19 protein-coding genes are annotated in these 15,972 nt (G+C 39.0%); 1 reads left to right on the top strand and 18 read right to left on the bottom strand.

Features of this window, described 5'->3' with window-relative positions; translation table 11 throughout:
- Window position 1 precedes the first annotated feature (1 nt).
- From purR to metG, 9 genes are all read right to left on the bottom strand, one after another.
- The gene (purR, locus tag AC25Y1_RS17700; RefSeq protein ID WP_488149328.1) at window positions 2-829 is read right to left on the bottom strand and encodes a pur operon repressor; all 828 of its coding nucleotides are present in this window, start codon (window positions 827-829) and stop codon (window positions 2-4) included.
- A 56-nt stretch (window positions 830-885) separates the two neighbouring features.
- Window positions 886-1,752, bottom strand: a complete 867-nt coding sequence (ispE, locus tag AC25Y1_RS17695) for a 4-(cytidine 5'-diphospho)-2-C-methyl-D-erythritol kinase (RefSeq protein WP_488149361.1) — start codon at window positions 1,750-1,752, stop codon at window positions 886-888.
- Between the two features lie 168 nt (window positions 1,753-1,920).
- Window positions 1,921-2,109, bottom strand: a complete 189-nt coding sequence (locus AC25Y1_RS17690; RefSeq protein ID WP_488149327.1) for a small, acid-soluble spore protein, alpha/beta type — start codon at window positions 2,107-2,109, stop codon at window positions 1,921-1,923.
- A gap of 140 nt (window positions 2,110-2,249) precedes the next feature.
- Window positions 2,250-2,516, bottom strand: a complete 267-nt coding sequence (gene veg, locus AC25Y1_RS17685) for a biofilm formation stimulator Veg (protein WP_488149326.1) — start codon at window positions 2,514-2,516, stop codon at window positions 2,250-2,252.
- Between the two features lie 143 nt (window positions 2,517-2,659).
- Window positions 2,660-3,550, bottom strand: coding sequence for a 16S rRNA (adenine(1518)-N(6)/adenine(1519)-N(6))-dimethyltransferase RsmA (rsmA, locus tag AC25Y1_RS17680; RefSeq protein WP_488149325.1), 891 nt, complete (start codon window positions 3,548-3,550; stop codon window positions 2,660-2,662).
- Window positions 3,547-4,107, bottom strand: coding sequence for a ribonuclease M5 (gene rnmV / locus AC25Y1_RS17675; protein ID WP_488149360.1), 561 nt, complete (start codon window positions 4,105-4,107; stop codon window positions 3,547-3,549). Before rnmV ends, rsmA begins: the two co-directional genes overlap by 4 nt.
- 114 nt (window positions 4,108-4,221) lie before the next feature.
- Window positions 4,222-5,463 carry a ubiquitin-like domain-containing protein gene (locus AC25Y1_RS17670; protein WP_488149324.1) on the bottom strand — a complete coding sequence of 414 codons (1,242 nt, stop codon included), beginning with the start codon at window positions 5,461-5,463 and terminating at the stop codon, window positions 4,222-4,224.
- 131 nt (window positions 5,464-5,594) lie between these two features.
- A complete protein-coding gene (locus AC25Y1_RS17665; RefSeq protein ID WP_488149323.1) occupies window positions 5,595-6,365 on the bottom strand; it encodes a TatD family hydrolase in 771 nt (256 codons plus the stop codon).
- Window positions 6,366-6,555: 190 nt separating this feature from the next.
- A complete protein-coding gene (gene metG, locus AC25Y1_RS17660; protein WP_488149322.1) occupies window positions 6,556-8,517 on the bottom strand; it encodes a methionine--tRNA ligase in 1,962 nt (653 codons plus the stop codon).
- Between the two features lie 279 nt (window positions 8,518-8,796).
- Here metG and abrB point away from each other — a divergent pair, with 279 nt between their 5' ends.
- On the top strand, window positions 8,797-9,075 hold the full coding sequence (gene abrB / locus AC25Y1_RS17655) for a transition state genes transcriptional regulator AbrB (RefSeq protein WP_488149321.1): 279 nt from the start codon (window positions 8,797-8,799) through the stop codon (window positions 9,073-9,075).
- A gap of 37 nt (window positions 9,076-9,112) precedes the next feature.
- Here the strand turns inward: abrB and rsmI are convergent, their stop codons facing one another.
- The 9 genes from rsmI to AC25Y1_RS17610 form a co-directional block, all read right to left on the bottom strand.
- Window positions 9,113-9,994: a 16S rRNA (cytidine(1402)-2'-O)-methyltransferase gene (rsmI, locus tag AC25Y1_RS17650; RefSeq protein WP_488149320.1), complete on the bottom strand. Its 882-nt coding sequence runs from the start codon at window positions 9,992-9,994 to the stop codon at window positions 9,113-9,115.
- Window positions 9,972-10,259 (bottom strand): GIY-YIG nuclease family protein, encoded by a 288-nt coding sequence (locus tag AC25Y1_RS17645; RefSeq protein ID WP_488149319.1) that lies wholly within the window; start codon window positions 10,257-10,259, stop codon window positions 9,972-9,974. Before AC25Y1_RS17645 ends, rsmI begins: the two co-directional genes overlap by 23 nt.
- Entirely contained in the window at window positions 10,243-10,989 is a 747-nt protein-coding gene (locus tag AC25Y1_RS17640) for a tRNA1(Val) (adenine(37)-N6)-methyltransferase (protein WP_488149318.1), read from the bottom strand. The genes AC25Y1_RS17645 and AC25Y1_RS17640 overlap by 17 nt, the downstream gene beginning before the upstream one ends.
- 58 nt (window positions 10,990-11,047) lie before the next feature.
- Window positions 11,048-11,410 (bottom strand): DNA replication initiation control protein YabA, encoded by a 363-nt coding sequence (gene yabA, locus AC25Y1_RS17635; protein ID WP_488149317.1) that lies wholly within the window; start codon window positions 11,408-11,410, stop codon window positions 11,048-11,050.
- A gap of 14 nt (window positions 11,411-11,424) precedes the next feature.
- Window positions 11,425-12,252: a PSP1 domain-containing protein gene (locus AC25Y1_RS17630; protein ID WP_488149316.1), complete on the bottom strand. Its 828-nt coding sequence runs from the start codon at window positions 12,250-12,252 to the stop codon at window positions 11,425-11,427.
- Entirely contained in the window at window positions 12,245-13,255 is a 1,011-nt protein-coding gene (gene holB, locus AC25Y1_RS17625) for a DNA polymerase III subunit delta' (RefSeq protein WP_488149315.1), read from the bottom strand. Before holB ends, AC25Y1_RS17630 begins: the two co-directional genes overlap by 8 nt.
- A 155-nt stretch (window positions 13,256-13,410) precedes the next feature.
- The gene (locus AC25Y1_RS17620; RefSeq protein WP_488149314.1) at window positions 13,411-13,740 is read right to left on the bottom strand and encodes a cyclic-di-AMP receptor; all 330 of its coding nucleotides are present in this window, start codon (window positions 13,738-13,740) and stop codon (window positions 13,411-13,413) included.
- Between the two features lie 52 nt (window positions 13,741-13,792).
- Window positions 13,793-14,425 (bottom strand): dTMP kinase, encoded by a 633-nt coding sequence (gene tmk, locus AC25Y1_RS17615; RefSeq protein WP_488149313.1) that lies wholly within the window; start codon window positions 14,423-14,425, stop codon window positions 13,793-13,795.
- A gap of 1 nt (window position 14,426) precedes the next feature.
- Complete coding sequence (locus AC25Y1_RS17610; RefSeq protein ID WP_488149312.1) at window positions 14,427-15,863, bottom strand: aminotransferase class I/II-fold pyridoxal phosphate-dependent enzyme; 1,437 nt, start codon at window positions 15,861-15,863, stop codon at window positions 14,427-14,429.
- Window positions 15,864-15,972: the final 109 nt, after the last annotated feature.

Below are 15,972 nucleotides of genomic sequence, written 5' to 3'. Positions count from 1 at the left end.
ATTAAATTCCACCTTTCTCAAAATAGTTACCTTCACTTATTTTAATCGTACGATTTCCCTCATTTACTTCACATAATTTGAGAAACGAATGATAATGATCGACAAGAACATCCTCGTGATGTTCTGCTTCAACAAGTACGGCAATTCCTGCAAGGTGACAATCGAATTCTTCCACCAGGCTTTTCATGCCCAACATTGTCCCGCCGGCTTTCATAAAATCATCAGTTAGAAGTACATTTTGTCCGCTAGACATACTTCTTTTAGATAATACCATCGTTTGTATTCGACGTGCAGAGCCCGAAACGTAGTTGATGCTAACCGTCGACCCTTCTGTTACTTTACTGTCGCGACGAACAATGACAACAGGAACATTCAGATGTCGTGCAATCGCATTTGCGATGGGTATCCCTTTTGTAGCAACTGTCATAATCACATCTATGTCTTTATCGGCAAATGCCGTTGCAAATACTTTTCCAATTTGATTCATTAGGCGTGGATTTCCAAGCAAATCTGCCATAAATAGATAGCCACCTGGTAACAGTCGATCTGAATGACTGAGTTCACTCATCAGTAAAGACATGACATTTCGGATATCCGCCCCGTCCATTTGCGGTATGTACTTTACACCGCCTGCTGCACCGGTGACTGTCATCAACTTCCCAGTACCTTTTTTCTCAAATGTTTCTTTAATAATTGTTAAATCCTCACTAATTGATGATTTTGCTGATTGATAGCGTTCTGAAAAAAACGTAAGTGGAATTAATTCATGTGGACTATCCAGCAAATGCTGTGTCATATCAACGAGCCTTTCACTTCTTTTCCATTTCATATGACCTACTCCTCAAGCACGAATGTTTATTGGTACATTATCATAAACATACGTGTTTAATCAAGAGAATGCCGTTCTCCAATCATGCGTATCGCATAGACCTCATGGCAAAATCCTTTTAATCCATTGTAAATTCTTGGTACTCTTGATTCGTGTTTGACCAATCCAAAAACCGTTGGGCCACTCCCGCTCATGAGCACCGCATCTGCGCCAAATTTTTTCATTTGCTCTTTTAATGTAACGACTTCAGGATAAAGATTCATCGTTATCGGTTCTAACACATTGCCAAGCGTCTCGCACATCAACTCGTAATTAGCAGTTTTTAGTGCTTCGATCATTTCTGCTGTTTCGGGATGTGCTAATTTGTCGATTTTCAAGTTCCCATAGATATCTGCTGTTGAAACTGAAATTGTAGGTTTCGCCAAAATAACCCAACAATTTGGAGGGGGAGGTAGATTTTGAATAACTTCTCCCCGGCTCGTTGCAAGGGCCGTTCCTCCGTAAACACAAAACGATACATCTGAGCCAATTTCAGCACCCAGCTCTGCAAGCCTATCTAAGTCCAGATTAAGCTTCCATAGTCTGTTTAGCCCTCGCAATGTCGCTGCAGCATCAGAACTGCCGCCAGCAAGTCCTGCAGCGACTGGAATACTTTTATCCAGCGTGATTTCTACCCCTTTTGTAATCTGATACTCTCGCTTTATTAATTCTGCAGCTTGATACGCCAAGTTTTTTCGATTGTTTGGGATGAAAGGCTCGGACGTTTTAATGGTTATTACACCGTCTTCTGTGGATCGGAGCCAAACACTATCCGCCAAATCGACTGTTGTCATTACCATTTCAACTTCATGAAAGCCGTCCTCGCGTTTATGTAAAACATCGAGTGTTAAATTAATTTTAGCTGGCGCCTTCTCATAGAGCAGCATCGGGCTCCCTCCAGTATTGAATGTCTTTGTTTCCCATTTTACCACACGATGCTAGGAATGCATTAAGTAGTTCAGACTTTTTATAAAAGGACTGTACCAATGTTGTCAATCGACAACTTTGGTACAGTCCTCATTCATGTCAACCGCTTTGGGATTTCGGGTATGTTACGATGATGATCCTTTGCCTTCAGAAACGCCACGCTCAGCCATTTCAATTGCACGCTTCACCATATTTCCAGCATCCTTTGCCTTTATGCCGCCCCAACCTTCTCGCTCAACAACATCGTAAAATCCAAGCTCTTTCGCAATTTCTACTTTCAATTGCTCAGACATTATTCCGCGTTTTTTCGCCATTCGGTTTTCCTCCTTTTCGGCTGACAATCGTAGTATGAACCTAACCAAATAAAAAACACCTATCAAAGACATCCTAAAATCGAATGCTTGATAAGTGCTTTAAACTTTTAAAAATAATAGTCAATTCATGAGTGCTGAAATTATTTGACGATAAATGCTGTTTGATCTGTTCCATCCATCACAGTTATTTCAACCGCATCGGTTAAAATATCTGCATAACTATAAGAGACTCGTTCAAATGCATTTTCTTCCTGGTCCAGTTCCACAACAAATACTGCTCGGTACGTTTCACTCAAGACACCAGTTCTTTCAATCGTTCTTCTCCGTCCGCCGTTTACCTTTAAGTGCAAACGTTTCCCAAGATGAGAATCCAATAAATTCTTAATGTCCGCTAATGTTTTTGGCATTTCGCTAACACCTCACTACATAAAAGCATAACACATTCTAAGATTTCTGTCAATTAATTCAATCATTTTAACAATATCATAACATCTTTGTCAATCATTATTTTTATTCGACAAGGCAAAAAGAGCCTCTATCCGAATTGAATTTACTTCGAATCCACAAAAAAATCGTTATAAAGTTCATTTGATAACAACGCAAATTCTTCGACCGATAAGGTCTCCCCGCGTCTTGTTGGATCAATATCTGCACGCTGTAGCGCTTCAACAATTAAATCTTTTTTCAATTTCCCATCTTCCAATGAGGATTGTAAGTTGTTTAAAATTGTTTTGCGTCGTTGCACAAAAGAGCCTCGCGAAATCCGAAAAAGGAAGTTTTCATCAATGACTTCTGCTGGCGGTGTTTCTTTTCTAGTCAAACGAAGAACTGCAGACTCAACATTTGGTTGGGGCATAAATACCGTTTTCGGAACAATCATTGCTACTTCTGCATCCATATAAAATTGAATAGCAATTGACAATGAACCATACGCCTTTGTTCCAGGCTTGGCTGTAATTCGATCAGCAACTTCTTTTTGCATCATAATAATCATGCCTGTAACGGGAACTTTTTCAAGCAAAAACTTCATGATAATCGGGGTTGTCACATAATATGGCAGGTTTGCAACAACGACAACTTCATCAAATTCCGCAAACTGTTCTGCCATTACTTGCCCGAGATCCACCTTCAGTATATCTTGGTGAATTACGGTCACATTATCATAAGGTGACATTGTATCTTCTAGTACAGGCAACAAGCGCCCATCTATTTCAAACGCAACTACTTTCTTGGCGGCTCTTGCCAAGTGTTCTGTAAGCGCACCAATACCTGGACCAACCTCAATCACCCCTGTACGTTCAGATAACTGTGCGGTACCGACTATATTTTCCAACACATTAGGATCTATTAAAAAGTTCTGCCCCAAACTTTTTTTAAATGAAAAACCATGTCGTTCTAAAATTTCTTTCGTCCTCATCGGAGTCGCTATATCTTTCATCATTTCTCTTCTTCCTCCTCATCGAGAACTGTCAAGGTAGCTTCAAATCTTTCTTTGCTTATTCGAAACATTTCAAGCCGTTTTTTTAACCCCTTGCCATTCACTTGACCAATCTGTAGTAACTCGCTCAGTCGACCTCTTCTTCTACGAGCATTTGGATGTCCAATGAGCTTAGCCTCCATTAAGTCTAATAAGGAGATATCAGCCACTGTATGTTCTTCTACTGTATAGACGGTCTGAATCGCTTCGCGGATATCTTCATCAGAAGCATGTTCAATCCCGAGGCCCTTTCCATTCTTTGCAATAGTTTTCTTTTTAGCAAGAAATGCATGTTTCACTGTTGGAATGCGCTCTTCTATAATCGCGCGAATTCGTCTTCCCGGATAATCTGGATCAGTAAACACGATGACGCCACGAACTTCCACAGCGTGCTCAATGCGTCTAAGTGTATCTTCATTAATTGCGGAGCCATTTGTTTCAATCGTGTCTGCACCTGTTGCTCTTTTAACAGCAACAGTATCTGATTTTCCTTCGACAACAATCACTTCTTTTATATTCACAAGCCGTCCTCTTTCCATACCATTCTTCACATAATTCTACCTTGCATACAGGAAGATGTAAAAGAAAAGACAAAATAAGCCGCAGGACACGATAACGTCCTACGGCGGATATCTTTAATCGATAATCTTTATCTTCACTTGTTTTCGTCCAAATTTATAGGCAGCTTCTTTTGTTGGGAAATGTAAATCGATTTTCTTCCCTTTAATAGCCCCACCGGTATCTCCAGCAATCGCATAGCCATAGCCTTCAACCCAAACTTTGGAACCTAACGGAATAACAGATGGGTCAACTGCAATCACTTTTAAATTTGGATTGTTTTTTAAATTGATCCCTGTCGCTGTGATTCCTGAACAACCGTTACAATAAGCCGTGTATGCAGTTGCTGATACATAAAACTCTTTTCCACTAGTAGGTTCAGCTGGTGTTTTACTTCTTGATACACTCACACTGTTACTACTCGCTTTGGCTGGCGCTGCACTTGCGACAACAACTTTTGTACCAATTGCGACAACCTTTTTCACTGGTTCTTTAATGGTTTTTTCGCTCGCCAATTTTCTGGAAACTTCTTTTCCGTTCTCCATGACGACTTCAAATTCCCTTGTAACCGTTCCTTTTTTTCCTTCTTGGACAACTTTTTCGTGTCCCTTAAGCAAGTTTTGGTCATTACGCGTTTCAATCGCAAAATCTGCTGACTCTTCCACTACATCGGTGACCTTTTCTACGCGAACAATCTCAACAGTTGAACCTGGTTGAATGATGTCATCTTTCTGACCTTCCAAACGGTCAAACTTGTTCAATTGAATATCTTCTCTCTTTAAAAAGTCAGCGACCGTAGTCGAAGTTGACCAATACTTTTTCTTTTCACTTCCATCGATTAACGTAAAGTCATACGCTTTAGCAACAGAAATATTGTCTTTCACTGGTGCATCTAAACTCGGACTTACCTGATCATACTCAGTTAACGCGATATCAGCTTCTTCTAATACATCGCCTACCGTGCTTTCCGTCGTCCATATATATATGTCTTCTTTCTGATCAATTTGAATTGCAACTTTCTTTGCCTGTTCCAACCTAACCAATAAACCATTTTCGATTGGGGATTCTATTGAGGGACTAACACTATCATGTTCTGAAACTTTAAATTCACTTTCAGATAGAAGTTTACCGACAGTTGATGCATATGTCTTCACTTCTTCGGTTTCACCGTTAACAACTATTGTTACCGATTTTTTATTACCTTCAAATAGCGCTAAGGAAACAACCGTAACAAATATCGTTGGAATAATGATAAAAGTTGCGATTTGTTTACTCCTCAATGACTTTAAGAATAGGCTTTTCATAATTTTACTTAGCATGAAAAAAACTCCTCCTCTATCACCTGTGTGATTATATAGGTTACTATTTTGCATGTCAACCAATAGAGATTCTTAAATTAGTAGAATAAGGAATTCCCTTATATGCAAAGTATGGAAATTATATTTCCATTTTATTCATCTATATTAAATACTTTTAATGCGTTTTTTGTTGTTGCTTCTGCTATTACTTCAACCGGCAATCCTTTTAACCTTGCAATTTCTTCTGCTACCAGCTTTACAAACACTGGCTCGTTGCGCTTTCCACGGTATGGATGCGGCGCCAAATAGGGTGCATCTGTTTCGATTAATAACTTGTCCAAAGGAATTTCTGTTGCAACTTCTTTTGGTGTTTTTGCATTTTTGAAAGTTACAGGACCACCAAGTGAAATCATAAAATTCATGGCAATGCATTCTTTTGCCGTTTCAACACTTCCACCAAAACAGTGCATAATGCCACCCGTCGTTTCCGCCTCTTCTTCTTTCAAAATACGAACAACATCTGCAGTCGCATCTCGATTATGAATGATAATTGGCAGATTGACTTTTTTAGCGAGTCGAATTTGCTTTCTGAAGACTTCTTGTTGAATGTCCTTTGGAGACTTATCCCAATGATAATCAAGCCCAGTTTCTCCAATTCCAACAACCTTAGGATGCGCTGCAAGCGATTCAATCCATTTTAAGTCTTCTTCTGTACAATCAATTGCATCAACTGGATGCCAGCCAACAACAGCATATATAAACGAATACTGCTCCGTTAACGCCATTGCCTTCTCAATTGTTTTCCGATCAAATCCGATGACGACCATTTTCGTTACACCAGCATCGAGTGCGCGTGTAATAACCTCGGCCACATCTTCTTCAAATTGATCTGCATTTAAATGCACATGCGTATCTATATACATACTTTTCTCTCCTCATAACAATAATAATCATAGTCTAGCGAAATATTTCTTTCTTCTCATTTATATTACATTTACATTACAGTTTTTATAATTGATTGTATTATCCCGTCACAATTAAAACAGAAAATAAAAAACGGCGACTTTTCCACATAGAAATAGTCGCCGTCATTTACCATAAAATATCCTTAACTTATTTTACTGGCGCTCCGTTTTCTAGTGCCTGATCAACCGTAGCAAGCTTTAGAACGCCTTCTGATTTCCCTGCCAAGATCATTCCTTGAGATAATTCGCCGCGCAACTTGACCGGTTTTAAATTGGCAACCACAATTACCTTCTCACCAATCAAAGCATCTGGTTCGTAATATTCAGCAATACCTGATACAACTTGACGTTGTTCAAATCCAAGATCTAGTTGTATTTTTAATAATTTATCGGTTTTCGGAATTTTTTCACATGCAGTCACCGTAGCAACGCGCAAATCCACATTCATGAAATCTTCGAACGTGATTTCTTCACTCACTTCTGGAAAATCATCTTTTTTTGTCTCTTTCACTTCTTTTGGAGCTGTAATTGCCATTTCCCCGCGAATAAACTCGATTTCCACCTCTGCATCAAGTCTTGGGAAGATAGGAACTCCTTTGTCAACAACTTTTATACCTGCGCCAACATGATTGAAATCACCAAGCGTCTCCCATTTCAATGATTCCTCTGGAAGACCAAGTTGCTCAACAATCTTCTTTGGAGAGTTTGTCATAAATGGTTGTAGTAAAACTGCAATATGTCGCAATGAAGTCACAAGATGGTTCATGACAGACGCAAGCTCCCCGCGCTTATTCTCATCTCTTGCCAAGACCCACGGGGTCGTTTCATCAATATACTTATTCGTCCGTGAAACAAGCGCCCACAAGTCGCCAAGTACATTGCTAAATTGCATCTCTTCCATAGAAGCTTCATACTTTTCTACAGTTGACGTGATAAAGTCAGTTAATAACTGATCATAATCCGTAGCGATTAACCCTTCAGTTGGAATTGTGCCACCGAAGTATTGATTGATCATTGAAACCGTTCGATTTAACAAATTCCCTAAATCATTCGCAAGATCATAATTTGTTCGTTCAACAAATGATTCTGGTGAAAAAACACCATCTTGTCCAAACGGCAATTCGCGAAGCAGGAAATAACGTGTCGCATCTAGCCCATAGCGTTCAACAAGCATCTCGGGATACACAACATTCCCCTTAGATTTCGACATTTTTCCATCCTTCATCATAATAAATCCATGTGCAAAAACTTTTTTTGGCAACGGTAAATCAAGTGCCATTAAAAAGATTGGCCAATAGATTGTGTGGAATCGAACGATATCTTTTCCGACAACATGTACATCAGCAGGCCAATATTTGTTGAATAACGAATCATCGTCAGAAAGATAACCGAGTTTCGTAATATAATTTGTCAGTGCATCAACCCATACATAAATAACATGTTTGGGATCTCCTGGAACTTTTATGCCCCAATCAAATGACATTCTTGAAACCGATAAATCTTCAAGACCCGGTTTAATAAAGTTATTAATCATTTCATTTTTCCGTGACGCAGGCTCAATAAATTCGAGATTTTCATTATAGTAAGCTAATAGTCGATCGGCATATTTTTTCATATTAAAGAAATAAGACTCTTCTTTTACTCTTTGAACAGGGCGACCACAATCTGGACAATTCCCATCTTCTAACTGTGTTTCCGCAAAATAGGATTCACAAGGTGTACAATGCCAACCTTCGTACTCACCTTTATAAATATCACCGTTATCCAAGAACTTCTGGAAAATCTTTTCAACGCTTGCTTTATGGTGTGGATCGGTTGTTCGGATAAAATCATCATAAGAAATATCCATCAGGCGCCAAACCTTTTTCGCCGATTCTGCAATTCCATCTACAAACTCTTGAGGCGGGAGTCCTGCTGCTTCAGCAACCTCTTGAATTTTCTGTCCATGTTCGTCCATACCTGTTAAAAAGCGAACATCATACCCACGAAGTCTTTTATAACGCGCCATTGCATCAGATGCAACTGTCGTATAAGCCGTGCCAATATGGAATTTTCCACTCGGATAATAGATCGGCGTTGTAATATAAAACGTTTCTTTTTGTTTAACCACAAAGATTCCTCCAGTAAAGTTGTATGTAATTCTATTCTATCGAAATAATTAAACGGATACAATGTTAATCATTTGGTTCATATTATCAATTAAATATAGTTCATAGTCTTGATAATCATTATTATTAGGATATTAATTTTTCCAAAATAATACTCTGAATTTAAGCTTTTACCATTGACGATATTTGGATGAATTGGTATGATTGATGACAGACAATAACAAATGCAGAATTGTCCAAATAACAAATTCAGTCTAACTGTTGGGGAAGGAGTTCTTCTAATGAAATCTACTGGTATTGTAAGAAAGGTCGATGAACTCGGGCGCGTAGTTATCCCTATCGAATTACGTAGAACTCTAGGAATCGCACAAAAAGATGCCCTAGAAATATACGTGGATGAAGATAAGATTATTTTGAAGAAATATATGCCGAATATGACATGCTCTATCACCGGTACTGTCTCAGATGATAATTTAAGTCTCCTTGATGGAAACTTGATATTAAGCCCTGAAGGTGCCGAACAACTCGTCACACAGATTCAAGAGAGTTTAAATAAGTAAGATGTTTATCCGAGACGGAATCTTCGTTTCGGATTTTTTAATCTTTTTCGACATGATAGGCCTGATAAACATCCCGACGACTCATGGATCGTTCTGCTCCCACATTTCGAATAGCTTCTTTTGACCTAATCCCTTTTTCGTTAATTAACGCATCGACATGTTCAGAAATGCTGAGTCCTTCCCACCACGCTGCTTCGGAACTTTCCACGCTTGTCCCGTCGTTTCCTTCGAGAACAATACAAAATTCTCCACGTATTGTATTAGATTGTGCCCAATCAATCGCCTCTTCAAGCGTTCCACGTAAAAACTCCTCAAATCGCTTTGTCAATTCACGTGCTAACACAATATTTCGTGTCCCCTCAATTTGTTCCCTTAATGCGAGCAAAGTCTCTTTTAACCGGTGAGGTGCTTCATATAGTAATATAGTTTCCTGTCGTATTTTTAACGCCTCTATTTGTACTCGGCGTTCCTTTTTACCGCGTGATAGGAACCCGTAAAACAAAAAGGGTTGTGGGGAGAGTCCTGATGCCACAAGTGCACTGATTGCAGCGTTTGCTCCTGGAACTGGAACAACGTCGAATCCTGCGCGAATTGCTTTACTGGCAATATCTGCCCCCGGATCAGAGATGCACGGCATTCCGGCATCGCTAACGAGCGCGATAGATTGTTGATTGGAAAGCATCGATAGAATTTTTTCTCCGCCAGATTCTAAATTATGTTCATGATAGCTTATTAATGGTGTTTTTATCTCAAAATGATTACATAATTTAATCGTATTTCGTGTGTCTTCTGCCGCAATCACATCGACTTCATTTAATATTCGGAGAGCCCTGATGGTTATATCTTCGAGATTACCAATGGGTGTACCCACTAAAAATAGCTTTCCACCGTTTATTTCAGCGCTTTTTTGTGATTTCATTGCAAATAACCTCCTTTTTAATATAACGTTCTTTCGCACTCCTAGTTAATTGTTTAAACCGATATTCAACTTGCATTGCCTCACTTTTCGTTTCAAATGCTTCCAGGAAAATACATCGTACTGGACGTTTCGCTCTTGTGTATTTTGCGCCTTTTCCTTCATTATGAAACCGAATTCTACGCGCTAAGTTATTCGTATATCCTGCATAGAACGAACCGTCATTACATTCAAGTACGTAAAAAAGATGTTCAGGCATTTTCTCCATATAGTAAACGCCTCACTTCTTCAGTATAGTTACCTTCTTGGTCATATACATAAAGTGGTGGGAGTATTTTCAAATCAGGCTTCCCATCTTTTGTTCCTTCAATCAATAAAGTATTCGCGTCCTTCCCTGCTTTTGAATAGACAAGTTGAATTCGTTTCGGTTCAATACGATGCGCACGCATGGACGTAATTATATCAAGTAAACGACCAGGTCGATGGACAAATGCCGCGCGCCCACCTTGTTTCAAGAGTTTGCTGGCCGATTCTATCGCTTGATCAAGCGTTAAATAAATCTCATGGCGCGCAATGGCAATAGGTTCGATTAAATTTTTATCACTTGCTTCATGTGCGGGAAAATATGGCGGATTACAGGTGACCAAATCATATTGATCATACCCGATTTTTTTACCAATTCCGATGACATCATCATTTACAATCTCAATTTGAGCCTCAAGTTTATTATACTGAACACTTCTTTCAGCCATCCCCGCTAGTCGCTCTTGTAATTCAACAGCTGTAATCTGCGCTTTCGTCCGCGCACTCAGAAACAGTGGAATTGCACCATTTCCAGCGCAAAGATCAACAACTTTGCCCAATCGTCCCGGAACATGAGCGAATCTAGAAAGTAATACCGCATCAAGCGAAAATGAAAACACCGACGGACTCTGAATAATCCTCAAATTCTCCGCTAGCAAGTAATCCAATCGCTCATCACCTATTAATACCGTCAAACCCAACGCCCTCCAAAAGAAAAAGCCGATGCCTACATTTCAATAGGATCGGCTAGTTTCATACATTTTGTTTATTTAAAAACGATAGACAGAACAGGCAATCTTCACCCTTGCGAATACTTCCATAATGAACATTACACACATGAAACCCTTCATTATAAAGACGTGCTAGGTTATCAACGCCTTCGCCTACATCAACCACATTCGTTTTTTTCTCCACTTGCTCTTCTTGAAAGTTTTTTTCATCTTGTTTATCCATATCTTCAAGCCGTTTTCTTAGATGATGGTTTTCAAGTTGAAGCGAATGGTTCTCTTCTGTCATCTCTGCGATGAACCCTATCAATTCGCGGAATTGTATACTCATGGAGTCCAATTGCTGTTCAAACTCCATTACCCTGTCAAGGAAATTCCTTTCTTTCAACTATTCCACCTCCATCATTTTACTAAATGAGCCATCTTATTTTTCGGATCCATAATCTCTTCCAATGTATACTCAAGAACATGTTCTTCATCTGATAACTGAACTTGTAATAGACGTTCTAATAAATTCAATCCAACAACCCTACCTGGACCTTCTGGTGTGTCAATACGCGCGCCAATATCAGGCATTAGTTGTTTGGCTTCTTCATATTCATCATTCTCATATTTCAAGCAACACATGAGACGCCCACATAATCCAGAGATTTTTGATGGATTCAATGATAAATTCTGATCTTTCGCCATCTTAATAGAAACGGGTTCAAAATCACCGAGAAATGTTGAACAGCACAGCATTCGTCCACAAGGACCAATCCCACCAAGCATTTTTGCTTCATCTCTCACGCCGATTTGTCGCAATTCGATACGCGTCCGGAAAATAGATGCCAAGTCTTTGACGAGATTCCGAAAATCAACCCGGCCTTCAGCTGTGAAATAAAAAATGATCTTGTTTCGATCAAAAGTAAATTCAACATCAACGAGCTTCATATCTAATTTATGTTCGGAAATTTTATTAGCACCTATATTAAAAGCTTTTTCGGCTTCATGTCTATTTTCATCTACCTTTTCGTTGTCGCCTTCTGAAGAAGGACGAACAACTTTTCTCAATGGTAGGACAACATCATTTTCACCAACTTCTCTTACAGGTATAACTATTTTTCCATATTCGACGCCACGTGCCGTCTCGACGATTACATATTCGTCAACGTTTAACTCATAATCCAATGGATCGAAATAATATATTTTACCCGCTTTTTTAAAGCGGACACCTACTACTTTATACAACGAGTAACCCCTCCTGCATCTTGAGCACCAGTTGTTCCATAAGGAGCATTCGATTCATATTGCCATGCATCTGTCGCTTCGCCTGTAAAATAGCTTCCATTGCGACGGATAATTCGTTATACGTCATTTTCATTGCCAGACCTTTAAATAAATCTTGTTGGTCCGGGTACGTATGGAGTGAATCCAATCCCGCTTTAAATACAACAATATCTCGATATGCATATAACAATAAATCAAGCGCACGGTCTGTATCATCTTTTTCTTTTATATGACGAGACCAATCCGATTGTATGAACAACAATGCCTCATGAACATTTCGTTCTGATGCTATAATCAATTTTAACACTGTTTTTCGCATTAGCGCAAATGCATCATCTTGCGCGATGACAATCGCTTCCTCTATATCCGCAGTTACCATTGTAACAGTAGCTGCCATCGAAGTTGTTATTCCTTTTTCAACAAGTTTTGAAATCATCATTTCCCGAGAAGGCGGAAGAAACGAAATACGCTGGCAACGAGACCGAATTGTTGGCAATATAGACTGATAGGAATCAGTCAACAAAATCGCCGTAACGTCACCCTCTGGTTCTTCCAGAAACTTTAATAGCGTATTTGCTGATGAATTATTCATCCGGTCTGCACGTGAAACGATATAAATTTTCCTGCCTTGTTCAAAACCTTTTTTTGTCATCTCTATAATCAAATCATCTATTTGTTCTTTTTTAATTTGTTGTCCATCAGGTTTAGTTATTTTCACGTTTGGATGATTACCATTCGAAACCCGACGACAGGAACTACACGTCTCACATGGATGAAACAATATAGGGCTTTTACACAGAAGCAATTTAGCAAAAAACAACGCAGTTGCTTTCTTTCCTGTCCCATGGTCGCCTTCAAACAAATAAGCATGTCCTATTCTACCATTCTTATAAGATGCGCAAATCCGATCAATGACAGGTTTTTGGCGATTAATAATCATATAATCTTGCTCATCACTTTGCAAAATAACACACCTCCGTGTTTAAAAAACCGTGTTTACTCACGAACACACGGAATCGATATTTTTCTTAAGCAACAAATTACGAGACAAGAAAATAAAGAAACAGTTGAAGTCTCGTAATTTGCTGTTTTCATTATGTTATGAGATATCAATTGGGATTAAAAATGATGGAAATGTTCAATTGGCAAAACAAATACAGTTGCTCCTCCAACTTCCACTTCAACAGGATAAGGAATATAAGAATCTGCATTGCCACCCATTGGGGAAACTGGTGCAACCATCTGATCACGTGAACGACAATTTTCTCGGATAAGTTCTAAAGCTTTGTCAACCAGACTATCGTCTGTTCCGATTAAGAATGTCGTATTTCCCGATCTCAAAAAACCACCTGTACTCGCAAGTTTAGTCGCCCTAAAGTCGCTTTTGGTCAATGCTGCTGATAGACGGTTACTATCCTGATCCTGAACAACTGCTACTATTAATTTCACGGTCATCTCTCCTTTTTCCCTCTTTCCCTCTATTATAACATGAATCCATCACTTACATCAGTTGCGACCTTACAATTTTCCAAACATTCTCTATTACATCCGTTTCCGTAAGTCTCGCATCCGTCTTGACAATTCTATTCGGGTACCTTTTAAGTAATTCTTGATAACCTTCATAAACTTTTTCATGAAAACTAATATTTTCTTTATCTAATCTATTCAGCTCACGATTATTATTCTGTGCAATTCGCGCCAGACCCTCTTCTGGATTTATATCGAAAAACACAGTGAGATCCGGCATCGTTTCACCAATCGCGAATTGATTGATCTGCAGAACATTATCAATCCCGAGTCCCCTTGCGTACCCCTGATAAGCAAGTGAGCTATCAATAAATCGATCACACAAAATAATACATCCATCTTTTAATGCGGGAATCACTTTTTCAACAAGATGTTGTCGCCTGGCCGCTGCATATAAAAGGGCTTCCGTTTTTGCATCCATTTTCGTATTATTTGGATCAAGAATAACGGTTCGTATCTTTTCAGCAATTTGAATGCCACCTGGTTCGCGTGTCAGAATAACTTGTCTACCTTCTGCTTTCAATAAATCATATATTTTTGAAATAACTGTTGTTTTACCAGCCCCCTCAGGTCCTTCAAAAGTAATAAATGTTCCGTTCTGTTTCATTTTATTCCTCCGCCTCGTTAGTTACGACAAATATTTGTTTTTCTTGTATTCGGACTGAGCCTTGAAATCTTGCGCCAATTTCGAGGAGTCTTGAAAGGTCTTGCACATGATACTCTGTGATTCTTTCACCCGCTAACAGTAATGGGATGCCTGGAGGATATGGGATTAGTGAAGCAGCAGCTATTTTCCCTAATGCTTCCTTATAAGGAATCCACATCTTTTGTAATTGATCAAGTTCTTTCTTTCTATAAGAGGGCTTCGATATTACCTCGTTATATATTGGCAATTCAGGAAAATGAACATTTTTTTTATTTGAGGACATCATATTTTTGATAGCTGTTTCAATTTTTTCGCTAACTTCCTCAAAGTCATAAGTATGTTCTTTTTTTAGTAATGGCAGCATTAAAAGGATTTGATATAAATCCGCAAGCTCTTCATACACACCAACCTGATTTAGCGCAGCCTGAAGATCATATCCTGAATATCCATCCACTCGTAGCATCAGCTTTAGTGGATCTTCTGTTTCAATTATTTCCAAATGAGCGATTTGATTTAGTTTTTTCATGAAGCTCTCTCTCTTTATCATAAAGCCTTCAATATCTTCTTTATCATAGGATTCTGCATATGCTCTCGCATCATCAAGGGATGCCATGAGAAGATAGGAAGGACTGCTAGACTGTAGCATTTGCAAATAATAAGCTATTTTATCTGGGATAACCAATTTTGAGCGTATATGTAAATATGAGGCCATCGTCATTGCAGGTAATGTTTTATGTGCTGAATGGACAACTACATCTGCACCGAGTTCAAGTGCAGACTTGGGAAATGGTTCTCCAACAACAAAATGTGCGCCGTGCGCCTCATCTACAAGTACGGGGATTTCTTTCTCGTGACACAGGCGAATCGCTTCTTCCAAGTCTGTGTCCGTTTTTCCATAATACGTTGGATAGGTTAATATAACCGCCTTCGCTTCTGGATAACTTGATAATGCTTTCTCAACTTGTTTCGCTGATACCGCTCCACTAGTTTTTGAAACACTATCCCATTTTGGGCTGATAAAAACAGCATTTGCACCTGTTAACTCTATTGCGTTAAAAATAGACTTATGTGCATTTCGCTGTACAATGACCGTTTCGCCTTCAGTGCATATTGCATAGATCATCGCCAAGTTTCCAACAGTCGACCCGTTTATAAGAAAAAAACTTTTATCTGATTGATAAAGTTCAGTTAGCTTCTGCTCTGCTTCTTTAATTACACCCACTGCTTGATGAAGATCATCGAGCCCATCAAGTTCAGTAAAGTCATACGCGAGTGCCGAACGCATCTCGTCTGGCAGTCCTGATAACGCACCATTTTTATGTCCTGGAACATGAAAAGAAACAGGGTTCGCTTCTTTAAATTTTATTAATTTATGGACAAGCGGTCGATTTGCATCCACTTAACATTCACTTCCTTTTCCATATTTCTATTATAAAGGTAGTTACCCGATCTGTCCGCATTTTGCAAAAACAAAAAAAGCCACTACCATAATGGTAATGACTCTTTTA

Source organism: Sporosarcina sp. Y1009 (genome assembly GCF_057669865.1).
Note: the sequence above shows the minus strand (reverse complement) of the source record. Positions and strands in the feature narration are given on the sequence as shown.